Source organism: Pseudomonas sp. Tri1 (genome assembly GCF_017968885.1).
Taxonomy (GTDB): Bacteria; Pseudomonadota; Gammaproteobacteria; order Pseudomonadales; family Pseudomonadaceae; genus Aquipseudomonas.
On the sequence record NZ_CP072913.1, the window covers coordinates 1,582,804 to 1,604,334 of the forward strand.

Sequence of the window (21,531 nt, forward strand, 5' to 3'; positions counted from 1 at the left end):
CTGGCAAGCGGGTATGCGCGCAATGAGATTGCACGGGCAATGTGACAGGTAGGCATACGCCTGAAAGATAAGGCCCATGTCGATCCGAAAAATGGTCGACGGGTGTTGTTATAGGCGGGCAGTTTGCCGGGGAGCAAGGCGGAACCTGAGGGTTCCAACCGGCAAAAGGTTTCTTGGAAGTATGTTGTGACTCATCGGTCACATTTCGGCCGACGGTTTGATTCAAGCAGGGGGCCGACCGTTGCGCAAGTACCGATTGGAAAATTGTTCGACACTTCTGCCCAGCGGTAGCGGGCTCAGATCAAGCGGATCTCTTCAGGGCTCAAGGCGCGGTACTGGCCTGGCTCTAGATGGGCGTCCAGCAGCAATGGCCCCATGCGTTCACGGTGCAGGCGCAATACCTTGTTATCGAAGTGGCCGAACATGCGTTTGACCTGATGATAGCGTCCTTCAACGATGCTCAGTCGCGCCGATCTGGGGCCCAGTAGCGTCAACTCCGCCGGCTGGGTGGTGAGGTCTTCGAAAGCGAAGTACAGGCCACGAGCGAAGGTGGCGGCGTATTCGGCTGTGATGGGTTGCTCGGTCTCGACGTAATAGACCTTGGGCAATTTGGTCTGCGGTTGGGTCAGGCGTCGCGACCAGCTGCCATCATTGGTGATCAGCATCAATCCGGTGGTGTTGAAGTCCAGGCGCCCGGCTATGTGCAGGTCGTTCTTGTCCGGTTCGTCCAGTAAGTCGAGGACGGTGGGGTGCTGCGGATCGCGGGTGGCGCTGACGCAGCCGGGTGGTTTGTGCAGCATGAAATAGCGCGCCGCTCGGCCTGCTTGCAGCAGGTCGTCGTCGACTTCGACGCGGCTGAACTCACGCACTTGCGCATGGGGATCGCTGACTGCCTGGCCGTCGATCCGCACTCGACGTTCCACCAGCAGCAGTCGGACCTGTTGGCGATTGAAACGGGGCAGATTACTGAGGAAACGGTCAATGCGCATGGGCAGGGCAGGCAAGAGGGCGGAGGGCGCGCATCTTACGTGATCGGCCGGGGCTTGGCTTGCAACTGTGCTTCGACCTGGGCGCAGCGCGGGCACAGACAGGATTGATCTCGCCACTCGGCCGGCAATGCTTCAAGCACAGCTGGGTCGATACTCACGCCGAAACACCAGCAGGCATGGTCGGCGGTTTTCGGGTTGGCCAAAGTGCAATCGTTGGTGGCACCGCAGGCTGGACAAAGCTGGGGTTTATTCATAGCTGGAGTGAGGCAGTTCCACGCAGGTTCGGTTGCACCCAGTCTGCCGGGCGCGTTGCAGCGCATGATCGGTCCGCAATAGCAGGCTGTGCAAGACGTCTTCGTCTTGCAAGGTGGTGAGGCCAATGCTGACGGTCACCAGCAATTGTTTGCCACTGCAGAAATAGCGCTGATTTTCGATGTGCTGACGAATTTTCTCAGCGATTTTCAGACCAGTCTGGCCATCGGTGTCCTTGAGCAGTATGACAAAGGCATCTGTACTCCAGCGACACACAATGTCTGATTGCCGCAGGCTTTCAGTCAGGTCGCGTGCGAGCCCGGTCAGCAGTTGATCACTGGCGATGTGACCGTGGGTGGCATCCAGTGTCTTGAAGTCGTCCAGCTCCAGCAACAGCGCGGTCAAGGGTTTGGGCTCGCGCTGGGCTTCGTGCAGGGCCTGCGCAGCCAACAGATCGAAGCCGCGACGGTTCGGCAGTTCGGTCAGGCCGTCGAGGATGGTCTGGGCGTCGATGCGCCGTTCATAGTTGTCGATCAGTCGATAAAGGAGTGCCAGCGCGGCCAGTGTCACGAGCAGGCCGATCAGCAGGTTCAGGTATAGCGCCTTGATGACGTTCTCGCGCATCGAAGTGCCAGCGGCGTAATACCCCAGTAGTGAGGTCACCAGGAAACCGACACCGAGTAAAATCGCCAGCATCAGCAGCAGTGAACGTTGGGCATACAACGGTGAGCGGAGCGACATGGCGATTCCCCTGGCACAGACCCAATGGAGTCAGTTTAGTGGCCTTGTGGGAAAAGACAGTCGAATTTGCAGGTTTGTAGGACCGTGGCGAAGGAGCTTGCTCCCTCGCCACGGGGTCGGCCTTATTCCAGGCTACGCAGATAAGCCCGCCATCCCCCAAATGGCTGATCTCCCGTGCGCCTTCCAAACCATACGCCTCGCAAATGAATCCGCTTTCCCAACGACCATCGGCCAATTGCACCTTGCCCAGCCCCAACGGTGCGGGGATGCCGGTCAGGAACGAGCCCAGTTCACTGCTCGGCAGTTCCCAGACCTCTACCTCAATCGCCACGCCGCCGTCACTGACCCGAAGCATGCCGGGGCGCAAGGGTGGGCCGCCGGCCAAAGCGTAGAGGCGGTAGTCGGCTGAACTGTGGGTGGCTTCGACCAGATGGGCACCGCGTCGTTTGAGCTGCCAATTGAGCGCCAATCCGTCCAGGTGCGCACCACACACCACCAGCCGTGCCCGGTCGTGGCGTGCCGGGTTGGCTGGCGTTGGCAACGCCGGATCCTGCTGGCGCTGCAAGGCATCGGCCACGCCGAGCAGGTATTGATCAGTGAAGGCTCGACCGAACAGCGTCACCCCCCAAGGCAGTCCGTTGGCCATGAACGCGCTGGGAACGGCGACGGCGGCATAGTCCAGCAGGTTCATGAAATTGGTGTAGTAACCCAGCTCGGAATTGCGCAACACCGGTTCGGCGGCCAACTCGGCGAGGGTCACCGGCCGACCGATGGTGGGTGTGAGGACGCAATCGAGCGTTTCCATGATGCGGTCGCATTGGGCTTTGAGTGCTTGCAAACGGTACTGGGCGCGGAACGTCTGTACGCCGTCCACGCTAGGCGCTTTCGCCAATACGGCGCGGATCACCGGTAATACGGCGTCAGGCTCGCGCTCCATCAATTGGCCGGCGACGCTGTAGCGCTCGGCGACCCAAGGCCCTTCATAAAGCAGGCGTGCGGCTTCCAGGAACGGCGACAGGTCCAGTTCCACCGCTTCGCCACCGATGCGTTCGAGCCGCTCGATGGCATCCAGAAACAGTTGCGGACCTTCGTCGCAGCCGAAAAAGGCCAGGTCCTGAGGACGAGGCACGCCGAAGCGAAAGCGTCGGGGGGCGCCGAACGCTGAGCCGTCGTTCCACAGTGGGTTGCTGCGGCTGTATTCGTCGCGAGGGTCGAGACGGGCCGTCAGCGCCAGCAACTGGCTGGCTTCCCGCGCCGTTGCGGTAAAGGTCGTGACGCAGTCCAGCGTGCGACAGGCCGGTACCACGCCAGCGGTGGAGATCAAGCCCTTGGTCGCTTTCAATCCCAGCAGATTGTTCAATGCCGCTGGCACTCGACCCGAACCTGCGGTGTCGGTGCCCAAGGCAAAACTGGCCACGCCCAGGGCCACCGCCAGTGACGAACCGGCGCTCGAACCGCCCGCCGGATAGTCGGACAGCACGCTGTTGCGGCAGGCGCCATACGGCGAGCGGGTGCCATTGAGCCCGGTGGCGAACTGATCGAGGTTGGTCTTGCCTAGCGGAATCGCCCCCAACGCCAATAGCTGCTCGACAATGGTGGCCGAGCGCTGCGGTACGTAGGCAAATGCCGGGCAGGCGGCGGTGGTAGGAATACCGGCCAGGTCGATGTTGTCCTTGATGGCGAAAGGTACGCCGTACAGCGGTAGGCTTTCCAAGTCCTGGTCTTGCAGTGCGATCAGGTAGGGTTCCAGCTCTTCGGGCGTCAGCAGGTGGATGAACAGGTGATAGTCCGGGTTGAGTGCGGCGGCTTTTTCCCGCAGGTCCAACAGCAATTGGCGGGGCGTCAGTTCACCGCTGCGGTAGGCGTCGCGCAGGTCGTCCAGGCGTAAAGAGAGCTTCATGGCATTGATCCTTTGATTGAGTTCAGTCACGTTCCAGCACCACGACGCGCTGTCCGGCGCGCACCGCCGAACCTGGCTGGACGCGAACTTCGCGCACCACCCCGGCCACGGGCGCCAGTACCGGGATTTCCATCTTCATCGACTCCAGAATCACCAGCACATCACCGACGGCGACCCGAGTGCCCAGCTCCACCTGGACCTGCCAGAGGTTGCCGGCAATGTGGCTGTCGACGCTCAGTTGATGTTCGTCCAGCAATGAGTCTTCGCTTGGCGCGGGTGTCGGTTCTTCGCTGTCGAAGTGAGCCTGGCCGCTGGCGATCCAGCGCTCGCGCTCGGCATTGAAGGCGCCTTGTTGCTGCTGTCGGAATGCGGCGATGCTGTTCGCCTCCTGCGCCAGAAAATGCTGGTAATCCGCGAGGTTGAGCTGGCTGTGTTCGATGTTCAGATCGAAGCGGCCCAGGGGGAAATCCCGGCGGATGCGCAGCAGTTCATCGGCACTGACTGGATAGAAGCGGATCTGGTCGAAAAACCTAAGCAGCCAAGGCTTGCCGTCGAAGGCCGCGACGTCCCGATAACGATTCCACATCTGCAAAGTGCGCCCGACGAACTGATAGCCACCCGGACCTTCCATGCCGTACACGCACATATAGGCGCCGCCGATGCCCACCGAGTTTTCCGCAGTCCAGGTGCGGGCCGGGTTGTATTTGGTGGTCACCAGCCGATGCCGTGGGTCCAGCGGCGTGGCCACCGGCGCGCCGAGGTAGACGTCCCCCAGGCCCATCACCAGGTAGCTGGCGTCGAACACGGTGCGTTGCACTTCGTCGAGGTTGGGCAGGTCGTTGATACGCCGGATGAACTCCAAGTTGCTCGGGCACCAGGGCGCGTCCTTGCGCACCGTGGTCATGTATTTTTCGATGGCCAGCTGGCACGCCGGGTCATCCCAGGACAGCGGCAGGTGGACGATGCGCGACGGCACTTGCAGATCCTGTGCGGCGCACACCGCGTCCCATTCACCGGCGACGATTGTCAGAAGGTCGACCAGGGGCATTTGCTCGGGTTGATAATGCACTTGCAGCGAGCGAATGCCCGGCGTGAGGTCGATCACCCCGTGTAGCTCTTTGTGTTCCAGGGCTTGCATCAAGGCGTGGGCGCGAAAGCGCAGCACAAGGTCCAGTTCGGGGGCGCCGATTTCCAGCAGCAGATGGGTATCGCCGGCCAATCTCGCCACCAGGCGGGTAGCGTCCTGCCCGATATCCAACACCACAGGCGACCCCATCCCCTGTGGGAGCGAGCTTGCTCGCGATAGCGGCGGCACATCCAACCGTGATGACACTGACAGACCGCTATCGCGGGCAAGCTCGCTCCCACATTGATCCCATTTCAAGGCCAGAGATCGGGCGGTCGATACATCCACCGGTACAAACCGCACCTTGTCCCCCGCCTTGAGTTGCCCCAGTTGCCAAAGATCCGCCTCGATCACCGTCACCGGGCAAACGAAGCCGCCCAGGCTCGGACCGTCGGGGCCGAGGATGACGGGCATGTCGCCGGTAAAGTCCACGGCACCGATGGCGTAGGGGTTGTCATGGATGTTGGAAGGATGCAGGCCGGCCTCGCCACCGTCGGCGCGTACCCATTCGGGTTTTGGCCCGATCAGGCGTACGCCGGTGCGGCTGGAATTGAAATGCACTTCCCATGCAGTGTCGAAGAAGGTCTGGATGTAGCGCTCGGTAAAATATTCCGGTGCGCCGTGAGGGCCATAAATCACCCGGATCTGCCGTTGCGGCGGCAACTCCAGGATCGGCGCGCTCTGTTGTGGCAGCGCGGCGTGTTCATCCAGTTCAGTCAGATGCAGTACATCGCCGGTACACAATGCCCGTCCGCCGTGACCGCCGAATTGGCCGAGGGTGAAGGTGCTTTTACTGCCCAGGTAGTCCGGCACCTGCACGCCGCCTTGCAGGCACAGGTAACTGCGCGCCCCGGCCCCAGTGATGGTGCCGATCGCCAGGGTGGCGCCGGCCCCAATCGATAACACTGTATTCATCGGCACGGCTTCACCGTCCAGAGCCAGGGCAATCACCGCACCGGTCACGGCCACCCGGGCAGCGCAGTTGAAGCGCAACAGCGGCCCGCTCATGGTGATTTCCAACGCTGCTGCGCCTTCTTCGTTGCCCAGCAGGCGATTGCCCAGGCGCAGCGAGCGGCTGTCCATCGGTCCCGACGGCGGTACACCCACCGCCCAATAACCGAGGCGACCGGGATAGTCCTGGACGCTGGTCTGGGTGCCAGGGCTGAGGACTTCAAAAGTGTTGGCGCGGTAGACCAGCGACTCCAGGCAACGCGTCCAAGGCCGGCCGCTGGCGAACGGTGCGTCGAGGAGAATCTGTTGCAGGTATTGGCGGTTGGTTTCCACGCCGTACAGCAGGCTTTCATCCAGTGCTTGATGCAAGCCCAGGCGCGCCTGCTCGCGAGTGGGTGCCCAACGAATGACTTTGGCGATCATCGGATCGAAGTAAGGCGGGATCTGGCAACCGGCCTCGACCCAGGTGTCGATGCGCAGTTGTTTACCATCGCATTGCGGGAGTTGCACCGCCGTCAGCAGCCCTGGGCTCGGCTGGAAATCCCGGCCCGGATCTTCGGCATACAACCGTGCCTGAATCGCGTGACCCTCGGCCTTCAAACCCTGGCTCAACTCGCTCAGTGGCGGCAGGTCTCCGGCGGCCAGTTGCACCATCCAGCGCACCAGGTCCACGCCCCATACCTGTTCGGTGACACCATGCTCGACTTGCAGTCGAGTGTTCACCTCCAGGAAATAGAAGCGTCCGGCATCACTGTCGAACACGAACTCCACGGTGCCGGCGCTGCGGTAGTTCACGGCCTTGGCCAGTTGGATCGCCGCGGCGCAGAGTTCGTCGGCCATGCCCTCGGGCAGGTTCGGCGCCGGGGTTTCCTCGAGGACTTTCTGATTGCGCCGCTGCACCGAACAGTCGCGCACGCCCAGGGCGATCACCTGGCCCTGGCCGTCGCCGAACACCTGCACCTCAAGGTGCCGGGCGCGCTCGATGTACTTCTCGATGAACACCCCGGCATCGCTGAAGTTGTTCTGGCCCAGGCGCTTCACGGCTTCGAAGGATTCGCTCAGCTCGCCGGCAGTGCGGCATACGCGCATGCCGATGCCGCCACCGCCGGCGGTACTTTTGAGCATCACCGGATAACCGATCTGGGTAGCGGCCAACAGCGCGGCGTCGAGGCTGTCGAGCAGTTCGGTGCCTTCGAGCAGCGGCACGCCGTGTCGGCGCGCCAGGTCGCGGGCGGTGTGCTTGAGGCCGAACACCCGCAATTGTTCTGGCGTCGGACCGATGAAGGCGATACCAGCAGCCACGCAGGCTTCGGCGAAAGCGGCGTTTTCCGAGAGAAAGCCATAGCCGGGATGAATCGCCGTCGCGCCGCTGCTTTTGGCGACGGCCAGGAGCTTGTCCACCGCCAGATAGGTAGTGGCCGCTGCGCCTTCGCCCAGGCAGTGGGCTTCATCGGCTTGCAGGATATGCAGGCTGGCGGCATCGGCTTGGGAGTACACCGCGACGCCTTGGACCTTAAGTTCGCCCAAGGTCCGCAGGATGCGGCAGGCGATGGCGCCACGGTTGGCGATGAGGATTTTTTCGAACATGGCATTGCCCCCTCAGGCATGAGCGCTGCCTGAACTGGGATGCGGGCCGTCCCGCAGTTTTCGATGGCCGCCGGGGTCGTCCCTGGCGGCAAACCTCCAAACACCTTCTTCCCTGTGGGAGCGAGCTTGCTCGCGATAGCGGCGGCACATCCAACATTGATGTAACTGACAGACCGCAATCGCGAGCAAGCTCGCTCCCACATGGATCGTGGGCGTTGATAAAAGCTATTTAATGCACTGCCCCGACCGGCTCTGGCACAACACAAACAGCCAGCGTCGCAGGCGGCTGAGTTTCAGTTCCATATCAAGAGCTCCGCTGGCGTGGGGTTGTAGGCGTTGCATGGGTTGTTCAGTTGCGGGCAGTTGGAGATCAACACGATCACGTCCATCTCGGCCCGCAGGTCGACGTATTTGCCTGGCGCCGAGATGCCGTCTTCGAAGGTCAGGCCGCCGTCGGCGGTGACCGGCACGTTCATGAAAAAGTTGATGTTCGGTCCGATATCGCCCTTGGCCAGGCGACCGTCGTGGGCGCAGGCCCGCAGGTAGTTGTCGCGGCAGCTGTGCATGTAGCGTTTTTCCAGGGCGTAGCGCACGGTGTTGCTTTCCTGGGCGCAGGCGCCGCCGAGGGTGTCGTGGCGCCCGCAAGTGTCTTCGACGATGGTCAGCATCGGGTGGCCGAGGTTGGAGTACAGGACGCTGCCGGTGCTCAGGTAAACGCTGTTTTGCCGGCGCAGGGTGCGCTGCACGTCGTAGCGTTCCTTGGGGTTGGCCAGGCTGTAGAACAGCGTATCGACCGCCTGGTTGCCCTCCAGGTCGAGGATGCGCAGGGTCTGGCCGGCCTTGACCTCCACCAGCCACGGTTCTCCGGCGGGAATGGTGGCGCGATAGATGGCGGTGTCAGGCTGCTTTTGTACGGTGGCGATGGCGAGTGACATGGCAGCGATCCTCAGGCGAACAGACGGTCGGTGTTGATGAAGCCGCGCTGGTTTTCCGGGCGCGACTGGCGGCAGTGCTCGGCGACGCTGGGGTCCGCGTTCATCCAACTGAGCTTGAGTGGTTGCGGGGCGTATTGCGGGTTCGGGTCCATCGGATGTTGCAGCGCGGTCAGCACCACCAGGGTGTCCATCGGCGCGTACAGCTCGATGTAGTCACCGGCTTTGGAATGGCCTTCGACAAAGTGAAAGTGTCCGGCCTCATCGACGTTGACCCGACTGAACAAGTTGAGGGTCATCAGCAGGTCGGACAGGCCCAAGCCCCATTTGCCCAGTTCCACCAACAGGTTGTCGGTGCCGTTGCGAAAGAAGCCGTTGCGCAGTTCCTGATAGCGGCCCTGGCCGTATTTTTGCGCGACTTCCTCGGCGCAGAGCACGCCGCCAAGGCTATCGCTCCAGCCGCAGGTGTCGGCGGTGATGGCTGCCAGTACCCGACCCATATCCGAGTACAGGCAATGGCCGGCGGTGAGTTTGGCGGTGTGTTGGCATTTGAGGCTGTCGGGCAGGTTCAGGCGTTCGGTTTTTTCGTTGGCATTGAGCAGCGTCAGGCTCACGTTGGCTGCGCCGCGCAGGTCAGTCAGGCGCAGCAGCTGGCCGCGCTTGAGCACGAAGGAACGGTGGCCGCCACCGGGCAGCAGTTCTTCGGCGAAGGGCGCAAACAACGGGGTCGAATCGGTCATGGAAAAACTCCTTTCAAGCGATACGCAACGTGCCGGCCAGTGCGGCGGGCAGGGCGTCGACGGCGGCCCGGGCGGTGCGCCGGTCGCTGTTGAGTGGAATGTCGTAGGTGATGCGTGCGCCATAGGCGCCGGGGGCGTGCGGGTCGGCACGGACCTTGTCGAACACCAACAGGCGCGTGCCGAGGCTGAAACCTTCGGACAGGTCATGGGTGACCATGAACACCGTCAGCCGGGTTTCGCGCCACAGCTCCAGCAACAGGGTGTGCATGTCTTTGCGGATGCCCGGGTCGAGGGCGCCGAAAGGTTCGTCCAGCAGCAGCACCCGGGGTTTCATGATCAGCGCTTGGGCAATGGCCAGCCGTTGTTGCATGCCGCCGGACAACTGCGCCGGGTATTTGTCCAGCGCATGGCCCAGTCCAACCTTATCGAGCAGTCGTGCGGCTTCTTCGCGGGCCTGGCGCTTGGCGCTGCCGAACAGTCGTCCCAACAGCGGCGAGCGCGGCAGTTCCAGGCCTAGGGCTACGTTGTCCAGCACCGTCAGATGCGGGAACACCGAGTAGCGCTGGAACACTACCCCCCGGCTGGCATCCGGCTCACCGGCCAAGGGTTCTCCGTCCAGGAGAATCTGCCCGCGACTGGCGCGCTCCTGGCCCAGCAGCAAGCGCAGGAAGGTCGACTTGCCGCAACCCGATGCGCCCACGAGGGTGCAGAACTCACCCTCGGCGACGCTCAGGTTCAAGCGCTCAAGCACCACCTGATCGCCATATTGTTGCCAGACGTTGTTCACGGTAATGAAGCTCATGCCTTCGCCCCTTCATACCAAGGGAACGCTTGCCGCGTCAGGCGCTTGAGGCCCCAATCCATCAGCCAGGCGAGCAGGGTGATCCACACCACGTACGGCAAGATCACGTCCATTGCCAGGTAACGCCGCACCAGGAAAATCCGATAGCCCAGCCCGTCGGTGGAGGCGATGGCTTCGGCGGCGATCAGAAACAGCCAGGCCGACCCCAGCATCAGTCGCAGGGAAATCAACAGGCGCGGCAGCAATTGCGGCAGCACCACCCGCAGCATCAGCGTCCAGGTCGAAGCGCCGAGGGTCTGGGCCTTGATCAGCAACTCGGGCGGAATTTCCCGGGCGCGCTGTTCCAGATCCCGGGCCAGGCACGGCGTGATGCCAATCACGATCAGCATGACTTTCGATAATTCCCCCAATCCGAAGACGATGAACAGGATTGGCAGGATCGCCAGCGGCGGCACCATCGACACCACGGTGAGCAATGGCGATAGCGGCGCGCCCAGCAGCGGCAACGTGCCGGCGGCGATGCCCAGGCACAGCCCCGCCAGGGCACTGATGCCCAGGCCGATGGCCAGCCGACGCAGACTCGACGCGGTGTCTTGCCAGAGCAAGTAATCGCCACTGCGTGCATCGGCGGTGAAGGCCAGGCGTTTCACCGCATCGGCCATCTGCACGGCACTGGGCAGCAACTTGTCGTTAGGGTTATCCGTCAACCGGTCGGCCGAGCCCATGAAGTAGGCGAACAACACCAGCGCGAATGGCAGGATCACCAGCAACAAGCGGCTGGGACGATCCGGGTAGCGGTTGATCAGGCGCATGCCAGCTTCTCCGGTTTACAGCTTGGCGTCGGCGGCCAACTGTACGTAGGTCGGGTCGAAGCGCAGCTTGAGGTTGGCCTTGTCGCCGCGGGTCACGCCATTGGCGAAAGCCATGCCGACCGCGTCGGTATTTTTGGCGCCTTCGCCGAGCAAGCCGTGCTGGAACGAGAACTCGGCCACCTTGCCCATGGTCGTCGGCAGTTGCTGGCTGGTGGCGAAGCTCAGGGCTTCCTTGGGCGTGGCGAACAGCTTGGTGGTGTCCAGTTGCGACTGAAAGCCGGCCAGGTCGGTGCCCGAGGCCTTGGCCATGTGTTCCAGTGCCGCCTTGCTGGCGGCGTTTTTCGCGTTCATCAGCGCCACCACTTCAAACCAGGCGCCGGTCAACGCCTTGCCCAGGGCTGGGTTGTCCTGCAGGGTCTGGGTGTTGACCACCATCATGTCCATGATCTCGCCGGGGATCTGGCTGGAGTTGAACACTTCGCTCACGCCGGGCTGGGCCTTGATGTCCGAGAGCATCGGGTTCCAGGTGGTAACGGCCTTGACCTGATCAGTGTTGAAGGCGGCGGAGATATCGGCGTCGGAGGTGTTGACCACTTTCAGGTCTTTCTCGGTAAGACCGGCCGAATCCAGGGCGCGGGCCAGCAAGTAATGGGAGACCGACAGTTCCACCAGGTTGACGTCCATGCCCTTGAGATCAGCGACTTTCTTGCCCGCGCCCTTGAGGACGATGCCGTCGTTGCCGTTGGAGAAATCGCTGACGATCAGTGCGGTGCTGTCCACGCCACCGGCGGCGGGAATGGTCAGGGCGTCCATATTGGTCATGGTGCAGCCGTCGAACTGACCGGCGGTGTACTGGTTGATGGATTCGACGTAATCGTTGAGTTGCACGACATCGATCTTGATGCCGTATTTTTTCGCCCATTTGTCGACGATGCCTTGGCTGCCGGCGTATTCCCAGGGCATCCAGCCAGCGTAAATGGTCCAGCAGACGCTGAAGTGGTCTTTTTGCGCAGCGGGGGAGGAAAGGCTCACCAGGGCCGAAAAGGCGGCGATGAGCAGAGTGGCCAGACGAAGCTTGAGCATGGTGGTTCTCCAGTTGATCGAGGGCGGACAGGAGCAACGCAGCACCGCGAACGGTGGCTTGTCTCCCGGGCTTTTGTCCCGCCGTGTAACCTCAACTGGAGGTCGCCAACTCTCGGACCAGTCACTCGCCAGAGGCGAGCCGGAACCCTAGTCAGCCATTGCAAATTGTGGTGCCGCGAACCTGTGATGACTCCTGCACGGAGTTTGTTAAAGCGAGAGCCGTGCCAATTCGGGCAAAGGCCCGGGCCAGATGGGGTAGGTGGTGGGGACGGATGATGGAGGGCGGATTTGTGCTTGCTTGTGGTGCTACCGCGCACCGGAAGAGGGCGACGAGTGACATGTTTCCAGTTGTTGCCGGGTCGCACCAGATTCCCATTTTGCTGTCTGAGTATTTGTCAGTCACACAAAGTTGACTGCCGCCCATCAGCGTCGCTGATGTGGCCCATCCGCGGTCCAGGAGGCCGCCATGTATCGACGACTGCTACTCCTTGCGTTTCTCGGTTTGAGTCTTTCGGCTTGCGTGCCTTATTACGACGCAGACACCAGCTACTACCGTTCCGAGGTCTACACCTCACCGGCGCCGATCTATTACGGCGGCGGGAGCTACTATTCGGCGCCGCGTGGTTATTACGCCCCGCGGTATTACCAACCGGCGCCACGTTATTACTCGCCGCCGCGTTACTACCAACAAGGCCCACGCTATTACTCGCCACCGCGAGCTGCGTACCGGTCTTATCCGAATCGGGGCGGCTGGGATGGCCGTGACCGGGGTGGCTGGAATGACGACCGCAGTGGTGGTCGAGGCGGGCGTGATCATCGGGGACGCGGCGATCATGATGGACGGGGCAGCCACCGCTGATCCATCGGCAACAGAAAGCGGCGCATTGAGCGCCGCTTTTTTGTGCCTGCATAAAACTTGTGGGAGCGAGCCTGCTCGCGATGGCGTCGGGTCAGTCAGCATTGATGTGTCTGACATGCCGCTATCGCGAGCAAGCTCGCTCCCACAGGGATCTCTTCCTGGATCGTTTACTCGTTGGACAAATCCGCCAACGGATGCCGCCCTTCCCACGCCTTGTGAAAATGCGCCTCGACCGCCGCTTCGGGCACATGATTGATGTCCGGCCAGTGCCAATGGGGTTTGTGATCCTTGTCGATCAGCCGCGCGCGCACGCCTTCGCTGAACTCCGGATGACGGCAGCAGTTGAGGCTCAGGGTGTACTCCATCCTGAACACCCCGGCCAAGGACAGATGCCGGGCACGGGCGATCTGTTCCCAGACCAGATGAGCGGTCAGTGGTGAGCCTTCGGTCATGGTCTTGGCCGCCCTGGCGATCAACGGATCCGGGTGCTCCACCAGCAGGCTGAGGGCCTTCCAGGCGCAGCGCACATCGCTGACATCCAGCCACTCATCGATTTTCTGTCGACGCGGCAGCCACTGGGCTTCAGGCAATTGGCTAACCGCTTCCTGTTGCAGGGCCTTGAGCAGGCTGTTGAGCTGCATCTCGGTCTGTTCCTGCCAATTGAGTTGCAGCAGGCCTTCGATCAGATCGTCCTGTTGTTCATCCAGCAGGAAGCGATCGGCCAGCCCCAGGTCGATGGCGTCCCGGGCGTTCATATGGGCACCGGTCAGGCCGAGAAACAGGCCGAGCTTGCCGGGCAGGCGCGACAGAAACCAACTGGCGCCGACATCCGGGTACAGGCCGATGCTGATCTCCGGCATTGCCAGGCGACTGCTCGGCGTGACGATCCGGGTGCTCGCGCCTTGCAGCAGGCCCATGCCGCCGCCCAGGACATAGCCGTGGCCCCAGCACAGCAAGGGCTTGGGGTAGGTGTGCAGGTTGAAGTCCAAGCGGTATTCCGCTGCGAAAAATTGCGCAGCCAGGGGCGGTACTTCACCGGGGTTGGCCCGGCAGGCCTCCACCAGGCTGCGCACTTCGCCGCCGGCGCAGAAGGCCTTGGCGCCATTGCCGCGCAATAAAACACAAACGATTTGCGGGTCTCTGGCCCAGGTATCGAAACGATCACGCAGGGCGTTGATCATCGGTAGCGAAAGGGCGTTCAGGGATTTCTCGGCATCCAGCGTGGCGATGCCGATGCGGGCACCGTCGATGCCAGTGAGCTCTTCGAAGTGCAGATTCATCGTGACCTCGATCAGAAAATTGAATGTTCAGTATGACCGCTGCGTAGGAAAGTGCCGGTTCTACGTCAGATCAATTGACAAGCCATGTAGGCTTTCCTAGGGTGCGCCCATTGTTTTTACCGGGTGCAACCATGACTGCTGACGACCGTATCAAACTCGAACCGAGCTGGAAGCAGGCACTGCGTGCCGAGTTCGACCAGCCCTACATGACAGAGTTGCGCGAATTCCTGCGTCGGGAATACGCGGCCGGCAAGGAGATTTATCCACCGGCATCGTTGATTTTCAATGCCCTCAATTCCACGCCGTTGGACAAGGTCAAAGTGGTGATCCTCGGCCAAGACCCGTACCACGGCCCTGGCCAGGCCCATGGTTTGTGTTTCTCGGTACAGCCGGGTGTGCCAGCACCGCCGTCGCTGGTGAACATCTTCAAGGAATTGAAACGCGATTTGAACATCGACATCCCGAATCACGGTTACCTGCAAAGCTGGGCCGATCAGGGCGTGTTGTTGCTCAACACCACCATGACCGTGGAGCGCGCCAATGCCAACGCCCATGCGGGCAAGGGGTGGCAGCACTTCACCGACCGAATCATCGAAGTGGTCAGTGAGCACCAACCGCACTTGGTATTCCTGTTGTGGGGCGCCCATGCCCAGGGCAAGCAAAAGCTGATCGACGCCACCAAGCACCTGGTGCTGACCTCGGTCCATCCGTCGCCGTTGTCGGCTTATCGCGGTTTCCTGGGTTGCGGGCATTTCAGCCGGACCAACAAGTTTCTCGAACAACAGGGTGAGACGCCGATTGACTGGCGGTTGCCGCCGGTTTGAGTGGTCGGCTATGAGGGCCCCATCGCGAGCAGGCTCGCTCCCACATTGATCTGTGTATGCCGCCAATCCATGCGGGAGCGAGCTTGCTCGCGATGAGGGTGCCTCGGACGATCAGACCGAACCCGGCCTGCGCATCCAGTACCTGAACAACGGCTCCGCCAGAAACAGCACGAACAACAACCGCATCACTTGCAACGCCGTCACCAGCGGCACCGACAGTTGCAGCGTCTCTGCCGTCAGGCTCATTTCCGCGATGCCGCCGGGCATCATGCCCAATGTCAGCGAACGCAAGTCCAGAAGCGTCAAGGTGCTCAGGCCCAAGGCCGCAAGCGTGGCGATCAGCATCGTCAGCACCGTGCCGATCAGGGTACGCCCCATGAACGATGGCGCCCGACGGAAGAACTGCCGGTTGAAATGACAGCCCAACCCGCTGCCGATCAGCCACTGGCCGATCTGGCTGGCGCCGTTGGGCAGGCCGATGTGCAGGTCCCAACCGACGCTCACCGCCGAACTCACCAGCAACGGCCCGAACAACCATGGATTGGGTTGGCGCAAGCGCTCCCAAATCCAGGCGAGCAGGGCGCCCGCCGGGAACAGCATCGCCAGCCACAGCCAGTCCACCGTAGTGGCGTGTTGCACCGGGGCGCCTTCGCCCAACAGGTATTTGAACGCCGCCGGCACGCACAGCACCACCACCAGCACCCGCAGGCTCTGGCCCGCAGCGACGCGACTGAGATCAGCGCCGTTGCGGGCACCGAGGTTGACCATTTCGCCGGAACCGCCCGGCATGCTGGAGAAGAATGCGGTGGCGCGGTTTTCGCCGGTGCGACGCATCAGCCACACACTCACTACGCTGGACACGCTGGTGATCAGCGCGCCGAAGAAGATCAGGCCGAAGTGGCTCAAGACCTGTTCCATCACCACCGGAGTGAAGTGCAGGCCGATGCCGATGCCCACCACCCATTGGCCGCATTTACGGCCGCCGGGGATTTCCATCAGTTGCCAAGGCGTCAAGCAGCGCACCAGGATGATCGCCAGCAACGAGCCGACCATCCAGGGCAAAGGCCAGCCGATCAGGCTGGCCAGATACCCGCCGGCCAGACCGACCAGCGGGGTTCCCCACCATTGTCTGAATGTTGCCTCAGACATTGGCCAGGGCACGACGTTGTGCAGCGCGGCGACGCCAGATCCGCACCAGTGGCATGAACAGCATGATCGCCGTCAGGATCCAGCAACCGAAGGTGATCGGGCTCGACCAGAGGATCTCCAGCGCACCGTTGGAAATCGACAGCGCGCGCCGCAGGTTTTGCTCCATCAGCCCACCAAGGATGAAACCCAGCAGGACCGGCGACAGCGGGAAGTCCAGCTTGCGCAGGATGTAACCGAAGATACCGATGCCGATCATCAGGAACAGGTCGAACGTGGTGGCATGCACCGCGTAGACGCCAATCCCGGTGATGATCGCGATGACCGGTACCAGTGCCCAGTTCGGCACGGCCAGGATGCGGGTGAAAACGCGGATCATCGGAATGTTGAGGATCACCAGCATGATGTTGGCGACGAACAACGACGCGATCAGGCCCCAGACGATATCCGGCTGTTGCTGGAACAGCAGGGGACCGGGGGTGATGTTGTACAGCGACAGGGCGCCGATCATCACCGCCGTGGTGCCCGAGCCGGGCACGCCGAGGGTCAGCATCGGTACCAGCGCACCGCAGGCTGCGCCGCCGATGGCGGTTTCCGGAGCGGCGAGGCCGCGCTTGTCACCCTGGCCGAACGTGCCAGTGGCACCGGCAATGCGTTTTTCAGTCATGTAGGCCACGGCACTGGCCAGGGTCGCACCGGCACCCGGCAACACGCCCATGATGAAACCGAGTACGCCGCAACGCAGGTTGACCGTAAAGACCGACGCCGCTTCCTTGAAGTTGAACATCATCCGCCCGGTGGCTTTCACCGCTTCCTGGCCGCGATGGGTTTTTTCCAACAGCAACAGGATTTCGCTGATGGAGAACAGGCCCAGCACCAGCACGACGAACTGGATACCGTCGGTCAAGTGGATGTTGTCACCGGTGAAACGGTACACGCCGCTGTTGGCATCGATCCCGACGCAGGACAGGAACAGCCCGATCAGCGCCGCGATGAACGTCTTGAGCGGTCGATCGCCGGCCATGCCGCCGAGGCAGACGATGGCGAACACCATCAGCACGAAATACTCCGCCGGTCCGAAGGCAATCGCCCATTTGGCCAGCAACGGTGCGAACAGCACCATGCCGCAGGTGGCGATGAACGCACCGATGAACGAGCTCCACGCCGACAGCGACAATGCCACCCCGGCCAAGCCCTGGCGCGCCATCGGGTAGCCGTCGAGGGTGGTCATCACGGTGGAGGCTTCGCCGGGGATGTTCAGCAGGATCGAGCTGATACGTCCGCCGTATTCGCAACCCAGGTACACCGCCGCCAGCAGGATCAGTGCCGACTCCGGTGGCAAGCCCAGGGCAAAGGCAATCGGGATCAGCAGCGCCACGCCGTTGATCGGGCCCAGGCCCGGCAGCAGCCCGACCACGGTGCCGATCAAGGTGCCGGTCAGTGCTGTGACGAGATTGTAGGGAGTCAGTGCAACGCCAAAACCCTGGCCGAGATAATTCAGGGTATCCATATCAATTCTCCAGGACGTCGAGCAGGCCCAAGGGCAGCGGCACGTCCATCAGCTTGTCGAACAACAGGTAGAGACCGATGGCCATCAGGCTGATGATCACTACGCTCGGCACCCAGCGACCGCCATACAGGCGCGCCATCGGCACGCCAATCAGGATGCTGGCGAGGATGAAGCCCAGGGGTTCGAAGGTTCCGGCGAATACCAGCAGCAGCACCACGCAGATGCCGATCTTCTGCAAGGTTTCGCGGTCCAGGTGCGGGTCTTCGTCGCTGTGCACGATGGGCGTAGGACGAAACAGCATGTACAGCAATGCCAGTCCCATCAGCCCGAGCATCAGCAAGGGAAAGGCGCGGGGACCGACCGGTTCGTAGGAAAAGGCGGCCTGATAGGGCCAAGCCATCAGCGCCAGACCGATACAGACCAGTAGCAGCACCGCGGCAAAAATACGTTGGATGGTGAGCATGACTAACTCCTGGGCGGCACCGGCAGTGCCAGCGCCGCCGCGAGAACAGAGACGATTACTGGATCAGGCCGAACTCTTTGGCCAGCACCTTGTAATCGGCCACTTGTTTCTTCACATAGGCATCCAGTTCCGGGCCGGTCATGGCAAATGGGAACAGCTCGCGCTGGTCACGCAGCTTGGCGAACTCCTCGGAAGCCAGCAGTTTGTCGAAGGCATCTTTCCACCAGGCATAGTCTTCGTCGCTGACCTTTGGCCCGAGGTAGAAGCCACGGACCACTGGCCAGAGGATGTCGTAGCCTTGCTCGCGAGCGGTCGGGATGTCTTTCATTTCCGGCTCGTCCAGGCGCTTCTCGGCGAACACGGCGAGCAGGCGCATATCACCGCTCTGGATGTGTGGCATGGAGTCGGAAATGTCCGTACTGCCTACCTGAATATGGCCGCCGAGCAAGGCGGTGGCGATTTCACCGCCACCTTCGAGGGCCACGTAGCGCAGTTTGCGAGGATCGATGCCGGCGGCCTTGGCGATCAGGGCGGTTTGCATCCAGTCCTGGCTGCCGACGGTGCCGCCGGAGCCGATGACCACGGAACCCGGATCTTTCTTCAGGGCCTGTACCAGATCGTCGAGGTTCTTGTAGGGCGAATCGCTCTTCACCGCGATGGCGCCGTAGCTGGTGCCGACGGCCGCCAGCCAGCGCACGGCGTTTTCATCGAAACGACCGAACTTGCCTTGCGCCAGGTTCAACAACGAACCGCTGGACCAGGCCACCAGCGTTCCGGCGTCGGCCGGACGCTGGGCGACCACTGCGTTGTAGGCCACAGCGCCGACACCGCCGGGCATGTAGGTCACACGCATAGGCTTGGTCAGCAGTTTCTGGTTGACCAGCGCGCTTTGTGCCAGTTTGCACGTCAGGTCGAAACCGCCGCCGGGGGCGGCCGGAGCGATGCATTCAGGGCGCTTCGGCTCTTTGGATGGATCAGCAGCGAGCAACTGCCCGGCGAACATCAGGCATCCGGCGGCCAAGGCTACTTTACGCAGTGATAGGTTCATTGTTGTCTCCACAGGAATTGTTGTTGTGCGTGGTGAAAAATTGTCGTTGACGGATCCCCGCCCAAGTCATCGTTGATGGGGCGCGCAGGTCGTTACCGGAATTGAATGCGGGGCGACATCGCTCAAGGCGGTCTGGTTCAAGCGAGAAGGGCGAGCAGGCGCTGGGGCCTGGAGCTGCATGGACAGCATGGTGAATACTCCGCTTTTATTTTTCTTATTGGGACGAAAACGCTTCGTGGCATTTTTCATTCGCGATCGGGCGTCGCGGCGGGCAGTCGAAACTATCCGTAAAGGGACTCTAATGGCTCAACCTTTCGCTAACCTTTCAGAAGCTTTCAGAATGTTTTTTGCCTTCACAGCTGCCCATGCGGCTGTAAACTCCGCGCCAAAGAATGGCGTCGACCATCCCTGAATCGAGGAAAAATCCATGCGTGTTCTGCTCGTCGAAGACCATCTGCAGCTCGCCGAAAGTGTAGCCCAGGCCCTCAAGAGCACCGGCTTGACCGTGGATGTATTGCACGACGGGGTGGCGGCCGACCTGGCCTTGAGCAGTGAGGAATACGCCGTGGCGATCCTCGATGTGGGGCTGCCGCGCATGGATGGCTTCGAGGTGCTGGCGCGTTTGCGGTCCCGGGGCAAGACCCTGCCGGTGTTGATGCTGACCGCGCGCAGTGACGTCAAGGACCGGGTCCATGGCCTGAACCTGGGAGCCGACGATTACCTGGCCAAGCCATTCGAGCTCACGGAGCTAGAAGCACGGGTCAAGGCATTGCTGCGCCGCAGCGTATTGGGGGGGGAACGCCAGCAGCGTTGTGGTGGGCTGGTCTATGACCTGGATACCCGCCGCTTCACCCTCGATGACGAACTGCTGACCCTGACGTCACGTGAGCAAGCCGTGCTGGAGGCGTTGATCGCCCGGCCGGGGCGGGTGATGAGCAAGGAGCAGGTGGCGGCCCAGGTGTTCGGCCTGGACGAAGAAGCCAGCCCTGATGCCATCGAAATCTACATCCACCGCTTGCGCAAGAAGCTCGATGGCCATGCCGTGGCCATCGTGACGTTCCGCGGCCTGGGCTATCTGCTGGAAAACCGTGATGCATAAGCCCGACAGCCTGCGCTGGCGGCTGCTCAGGAACCTGGCGCTGTTGTTGGTGGTGCTGATGCTCGCCAGCGGCTTGAGCGCCTATTGGAACGGTCGCGAGGCTGCGGATACCGCCTACGACCGGACCCTGCTGGCCTCGGCCCGGACTATCGCGGCCGGTCTTTCGCAACGCGACGGCAGCCTCAGCGCAGATGTGCCCTACGTGGCCCTGGACACTTTCGCCTACGACAGCGCCGGACGTATTTATTACCAGGTCAATGACATCAACAGGAAGCTGATTTCCGGCTACGAAAATCTCCCAGGCCCGCCGCCCGGCACGCCGCGTACGGACGATTACCCAGCCCTGGCACGCTTCTACAACGCCAGTTACCAGGGCCAGAACGTGCGGGTGGTGAGCCTGCTCAAGGCGGTGAGCGAGCCGAACATGAACGGCATGGCGGAAATTCGTGTGGCGGAAACTGAAGAAGCGCGGGTCAGCATGGCCCGCAGCCTCATGGCTGACACGTTGTTGCGCTTGGGCATGCTGGCCGTGGGGGCGCTGTTGTTGGTGTGGTTCGCGGTCAGTGCCGCACTGCGCCCGTTGGAACGCTTGCGTACGGCGGTGGAGGAGCGCCAGCCGGATGATCTACGGCCATTGCCACTAGTGGAAGTCCAGCATGAACTCTGGCCGCTGGTGCGCGCCCTCAACCATTTCACTGAGCGTTTGCGCGGGCAATTCGAGCGACAGGCGCAATTCATTGCTGATGCCGCCCATGAACTGCGCACGCCCCTGGCTGCGCTCAAGGCCCGCCTTGAACTGGGCTTGCGCGCCAGTGAGCCGGCGACCTGGCGTGAAACCCTGGAAACCGCGGCCCAGGGCACCGATCGCCTGACCCATCTGGCCAATCAACTGCTGTCCCTGGCGCGCGTGGAAAACGGCGCTCGGGCCATTGCCGAGGGCGGCGCGCAGTTGCTTGACCTGAGCCAATTGGCTCGTGAACTGGGCATGGCCATGGCCCCGCTGGCCCACGCCAGAGGTGTGGCGTTGGCCTTGGAGGCCGACGAGCCGGTATGGCTGCGGGGCGAACCAACCTTGCTGAATGAACTGTTGAGCAATCTGGTGGACAACGCCCTGGCCCATACACCGTCGGGCGGCAACGTGATTTTGAGGGTCAGCGCACCGGCGGTGCTGGAAGTCGAGGATGATGGGCCGGGCATTCCGCTGCATGAGCGGGATCGGGTGTTCGAGCGCTTCTATCGACGCAACCAGCAAGTGGCCGGGTCCGGCCTGGGATTGGCGATCGTCGGTGAAATCTGTCGCGCACACTTGGCGCAGATCACCCTGCATGACGGGCAAGAGCGTGGGTTGAAGGTGCGGGTGAGTTTTATCCCCGGCTCAGATTGATCC

Annotated in this window: 18 protein-coding genes, 2 pseudogenes and 1 riboswitch; of the genes and pseudogenes, 5 read left to right on the forward strand and 15 right to left on the reverse strand. The window is 62.1% G+C overall.

The window, feature by feature from the left end:
- Positions 1-296: 296 nt before the first annotated feature.
- The 10 genes and pseudogenes from J9870_RS07055 to J9870_RS07100 form a co-directional block, all read right to left on the reverse strand.
- On the reverse strand, positions 297-989 hold the full coding sequence (locus J9870_RS07055; RefSeq protein ID WP_210643275.1) for a pseudouridine synthase: 693 nt from the start codon (positions 987-989) through the stop codon (positions 297-299).
- Positions 990-1,024: 35 nt separating this feature from the next.
- Positions 1,025-1,243: a cysteine-rich CWC family protein gene (locus tag J9870_RS07060; protein WP_210643276.1), complete on the reverse strand. Its 219-nt coding sequence runs from the start codon at positions 1,241-1,243 to the stop codon at positions 1,025-1,027.
- A pseudogene (locus J9870_RS07065) lies at positions 1,236-1,853 on the reverse strand (GGDEF domain-containing protein); the annotation flags it as partial. The pseudogene J9870_RS07065 and the gene J9870_RS07060, both read right to left, overlap by 8 nt.
- 251 nt (positions 1,854-2,104) lie before the next feature.
- Positions 2,105-3,882 (reverse strand): annotated as a pseudogene (gene atzF / locus J9870_RS07070) (allophanate hydrolase).
- A gap of 22 nt (positions 3,883-3,904) precedes the next feature.
- Positions 3,905-7,546: an urea carboxylase gene (uca, locus tag J9870_RS07075; protein WP_210643278.1), complete on the reverse strand. Its 3,642-nt coding sequence runs from the start codon at positions 7,544-7,546 to the stop codon at positions 3,905-3,907.
- 293 nt (positions 7,547-7,839) lie between these two features.
- Positions 7,840-8,481, reverse strand: coding sequence for an urea amidolyase associated protein UAAP2 (locus J9870_RS07080; RefSeq protein ID WP_210643279.1), 642 nt, complete (start codon positions 8,479-8,481; stop codon positions 7,840-7,842).
- 11 nt (positions 8,482-8,492) lie between these two features.
- Entirely contained in the window at positions 8,493-9,218 is a 726-nt protein-coding gene (locus tag J9870_RS07085) for an urea amidolyase associated protein UAAP1 (RefSeq protein WP_210643280.1), read from the reverse strand.
- Between the two features lie 13 nt (positions 9,219-9,231).
- Entirely contained in the window at positions 9,232-10,020 is a 789-nt protein-coding gene (locus J9870_RS07090) for an ABC transporter ATP-binding protein (protein WP_210643281.1), read from the reverse strand.
- Positions 10,017-10,832, reverse strand: a complete 816-nt coding sequence (locus J9870_RS07095) for an ABC transporter permease (protein ID WP_210643282.1) — start codon at positions 10,830-10,832, stop codon at positions 10,017-10,019. The genes J9870_RS07090 and J9870_RS07095 overlap by 4 nt, the downstream gene beginning before the upstream one ends.
- Positions 10,833-10,847: 15 nt before the next feature.
- Positions 10,848-11,915: a putative urea ABC transporter substrate-binding protein gene (locus tag J9870_RS07100; protein WP_210643283.1), complete on the reverse strand. Its 1,068-nt coding sequence runs from the start codon at positions 11,913-11,915 to the stop codon at positions 10,848-10,850.
- Positions 11,916-11,975: 60 nt separating this feature from the next.
- A riboswitch (guanidine-I (ykkC/yxkD leader) is annotated at positions 11,976-12,077 on the reverse strand.
- A 304-nt stretch (positions 12,078-12,381) separates the two neighbouring features.
- On the opposite strand from J9870_RS07100, the gene J9870_RS07105 reads away from it, so the two are divergent.
- Complete coding sequence (locus J9870_RS07105; protein ID WP_210643284.1) at positions 12,382-12,774, forward strand: hypothetical protein; 393 nt, start codon at positions 12,382-12,384, stop codon at positions 12,772-12,774.
- A 167-nt stretch (positions 12,775-12,941) separates the two neighbouring features.
- Here the strand turns inward: J9870_RS07105 and J9870_RS07110 are convergent, their stop codons facing one another.
- The gene (locus J9870_RS07110; RefSeq protein WP_210643285.1) at positions 12,942-14,054 is read right to left on the reverse strand and encodes an enoyl-CoA hydratase/isomerase family protein; all 1,113 of its coding nucleotides are present in this window, start codon (positions 14,052-14,054) and stop codon (positions 12,942-12,944) included.
- A gap of 131 nt (positions 14,055-14,185) precedes the next feature.
- Between J9870_RS07110 and ung the strand changes: the two genes are divergently transcribed.
- Positions 14,186-14,878 (forward strand): uracil-DNA glycosylase, encoded by a 693-nt coding sequence (gene ung, locus J9870_RS07115; protein WP_210643286.1) that lies wholly within the window; start codon positions 14,186-14,188, stop codon positions 14,876-14,878.
- A gap of 111 nt (positions 14,879-14,989) precedes the next feature.
- Here the strand turns inward: ung and J9870_RS07120 are convergent, their stop codons facing one another.
- From J9870_RS07120 to J9870_RS07135, 4 genes are read right to left on the reverse strand one after another with little or no spacing between them, the layout of a single operon-like run.
- The gene (locus J9870_RS07120) at positions 14,990-16,027 is read right to left on the reverse strand and encodes an AbrB family transcriptional regulator (protein ID WP_210643287.1); all 1,038 of its coding nucleotides are present in this window, start codon (positions 16,025-16,027) and stop codon (positions 14,990-14,992) included.
- Complete coding sequence (locus J9870_RS07125; RefSeq protein ID WP_210643288.1) at positions 16,020-17,534, reverse strand: tripartite tricarboxylate transporter permease; 1,515 nt, start codon at positions 17,532-17,534, stop codon at positions 16,020-16,022. The genes J9870_RS07120 and J9870_RS07125 overlap by 8 nt, the downstream gene beginning before the upstream one ends.
- A 1-nt stretch (position 17,535) precedes the next feature.
- A complete protein-coding gene (locus J9870_RS07130; RefSeq protein ID WP_003198775.1) occupies positions 17,536-17,997 on the reverse strand; it encodes a tripartite tricarboxylate transporter TctB family protein in 462 nt (153 codons plus the stop codon).
- A gap of 55 nt (positions 17,998-18,052) precedes the next feature.
- The gene (locus J9870_RS07135) at positions 18,053-19,045 is read right to left on the reverse strand and encodes a tripartite tricarboxylate transporter substrate binding protein (protein WP_210643289.1); all 993 of its coding nucleotides are present in this window, start codon (positions 19,043-19,045) and stop codon (positions 18,053-18,055) included.
- A gap of 178 nt (positions 19,046-19,223) precedes the next feature.
- Here J9870_RS07135 and J9870_RS07140 point away from each other — a divergent pair, with 178 nt between their 5' ends.
- Genes J9870_RS07140 through J9870_RS07150 form a run of 3 tightly spaced genes read left to right on the forward strand, consistent with a single transcriptional unit; the run spans position 19,224 to position 21,528 of the window.
- Positions 19,224-19,457 (forward strand): hypothetical protein, encoded by a 234-nt coding sequence (locus J9870_RS07140; RefSeq protein WP_158296349.1) that lies wholly within the window; start codon positions 19,224-19,226, stop codon positions 19,455-19,457.
- 15 nt (positions 19,458-19,472) lie between these two features.
- Positions 19,473-20,144, forward strand: coding sequence for a response regulator (locus J9870_RS07145; RefSeq protein WP_025212358.1), 672 nt, complete (start codon positions 19,473-19,475; stop codon positions 20,142-20,144).
- On the forward strand, positions 20,137-21,528 hold the full coding sequence (locus tag J9870_RS07150) for a sensor histidine kinase (RefSeq protein WP_210643290.1): 1,392 nt from the start codon (positions 20,137-20,139) through the stop codon (positions 21,526-21,528). Before J9870_RS07145 ends, J9870_RS07150 begins: the two co-directional genes overlap by 8 nt.
- Positions 21,529-21,531 lie beyond the last annotated feature (3 nt).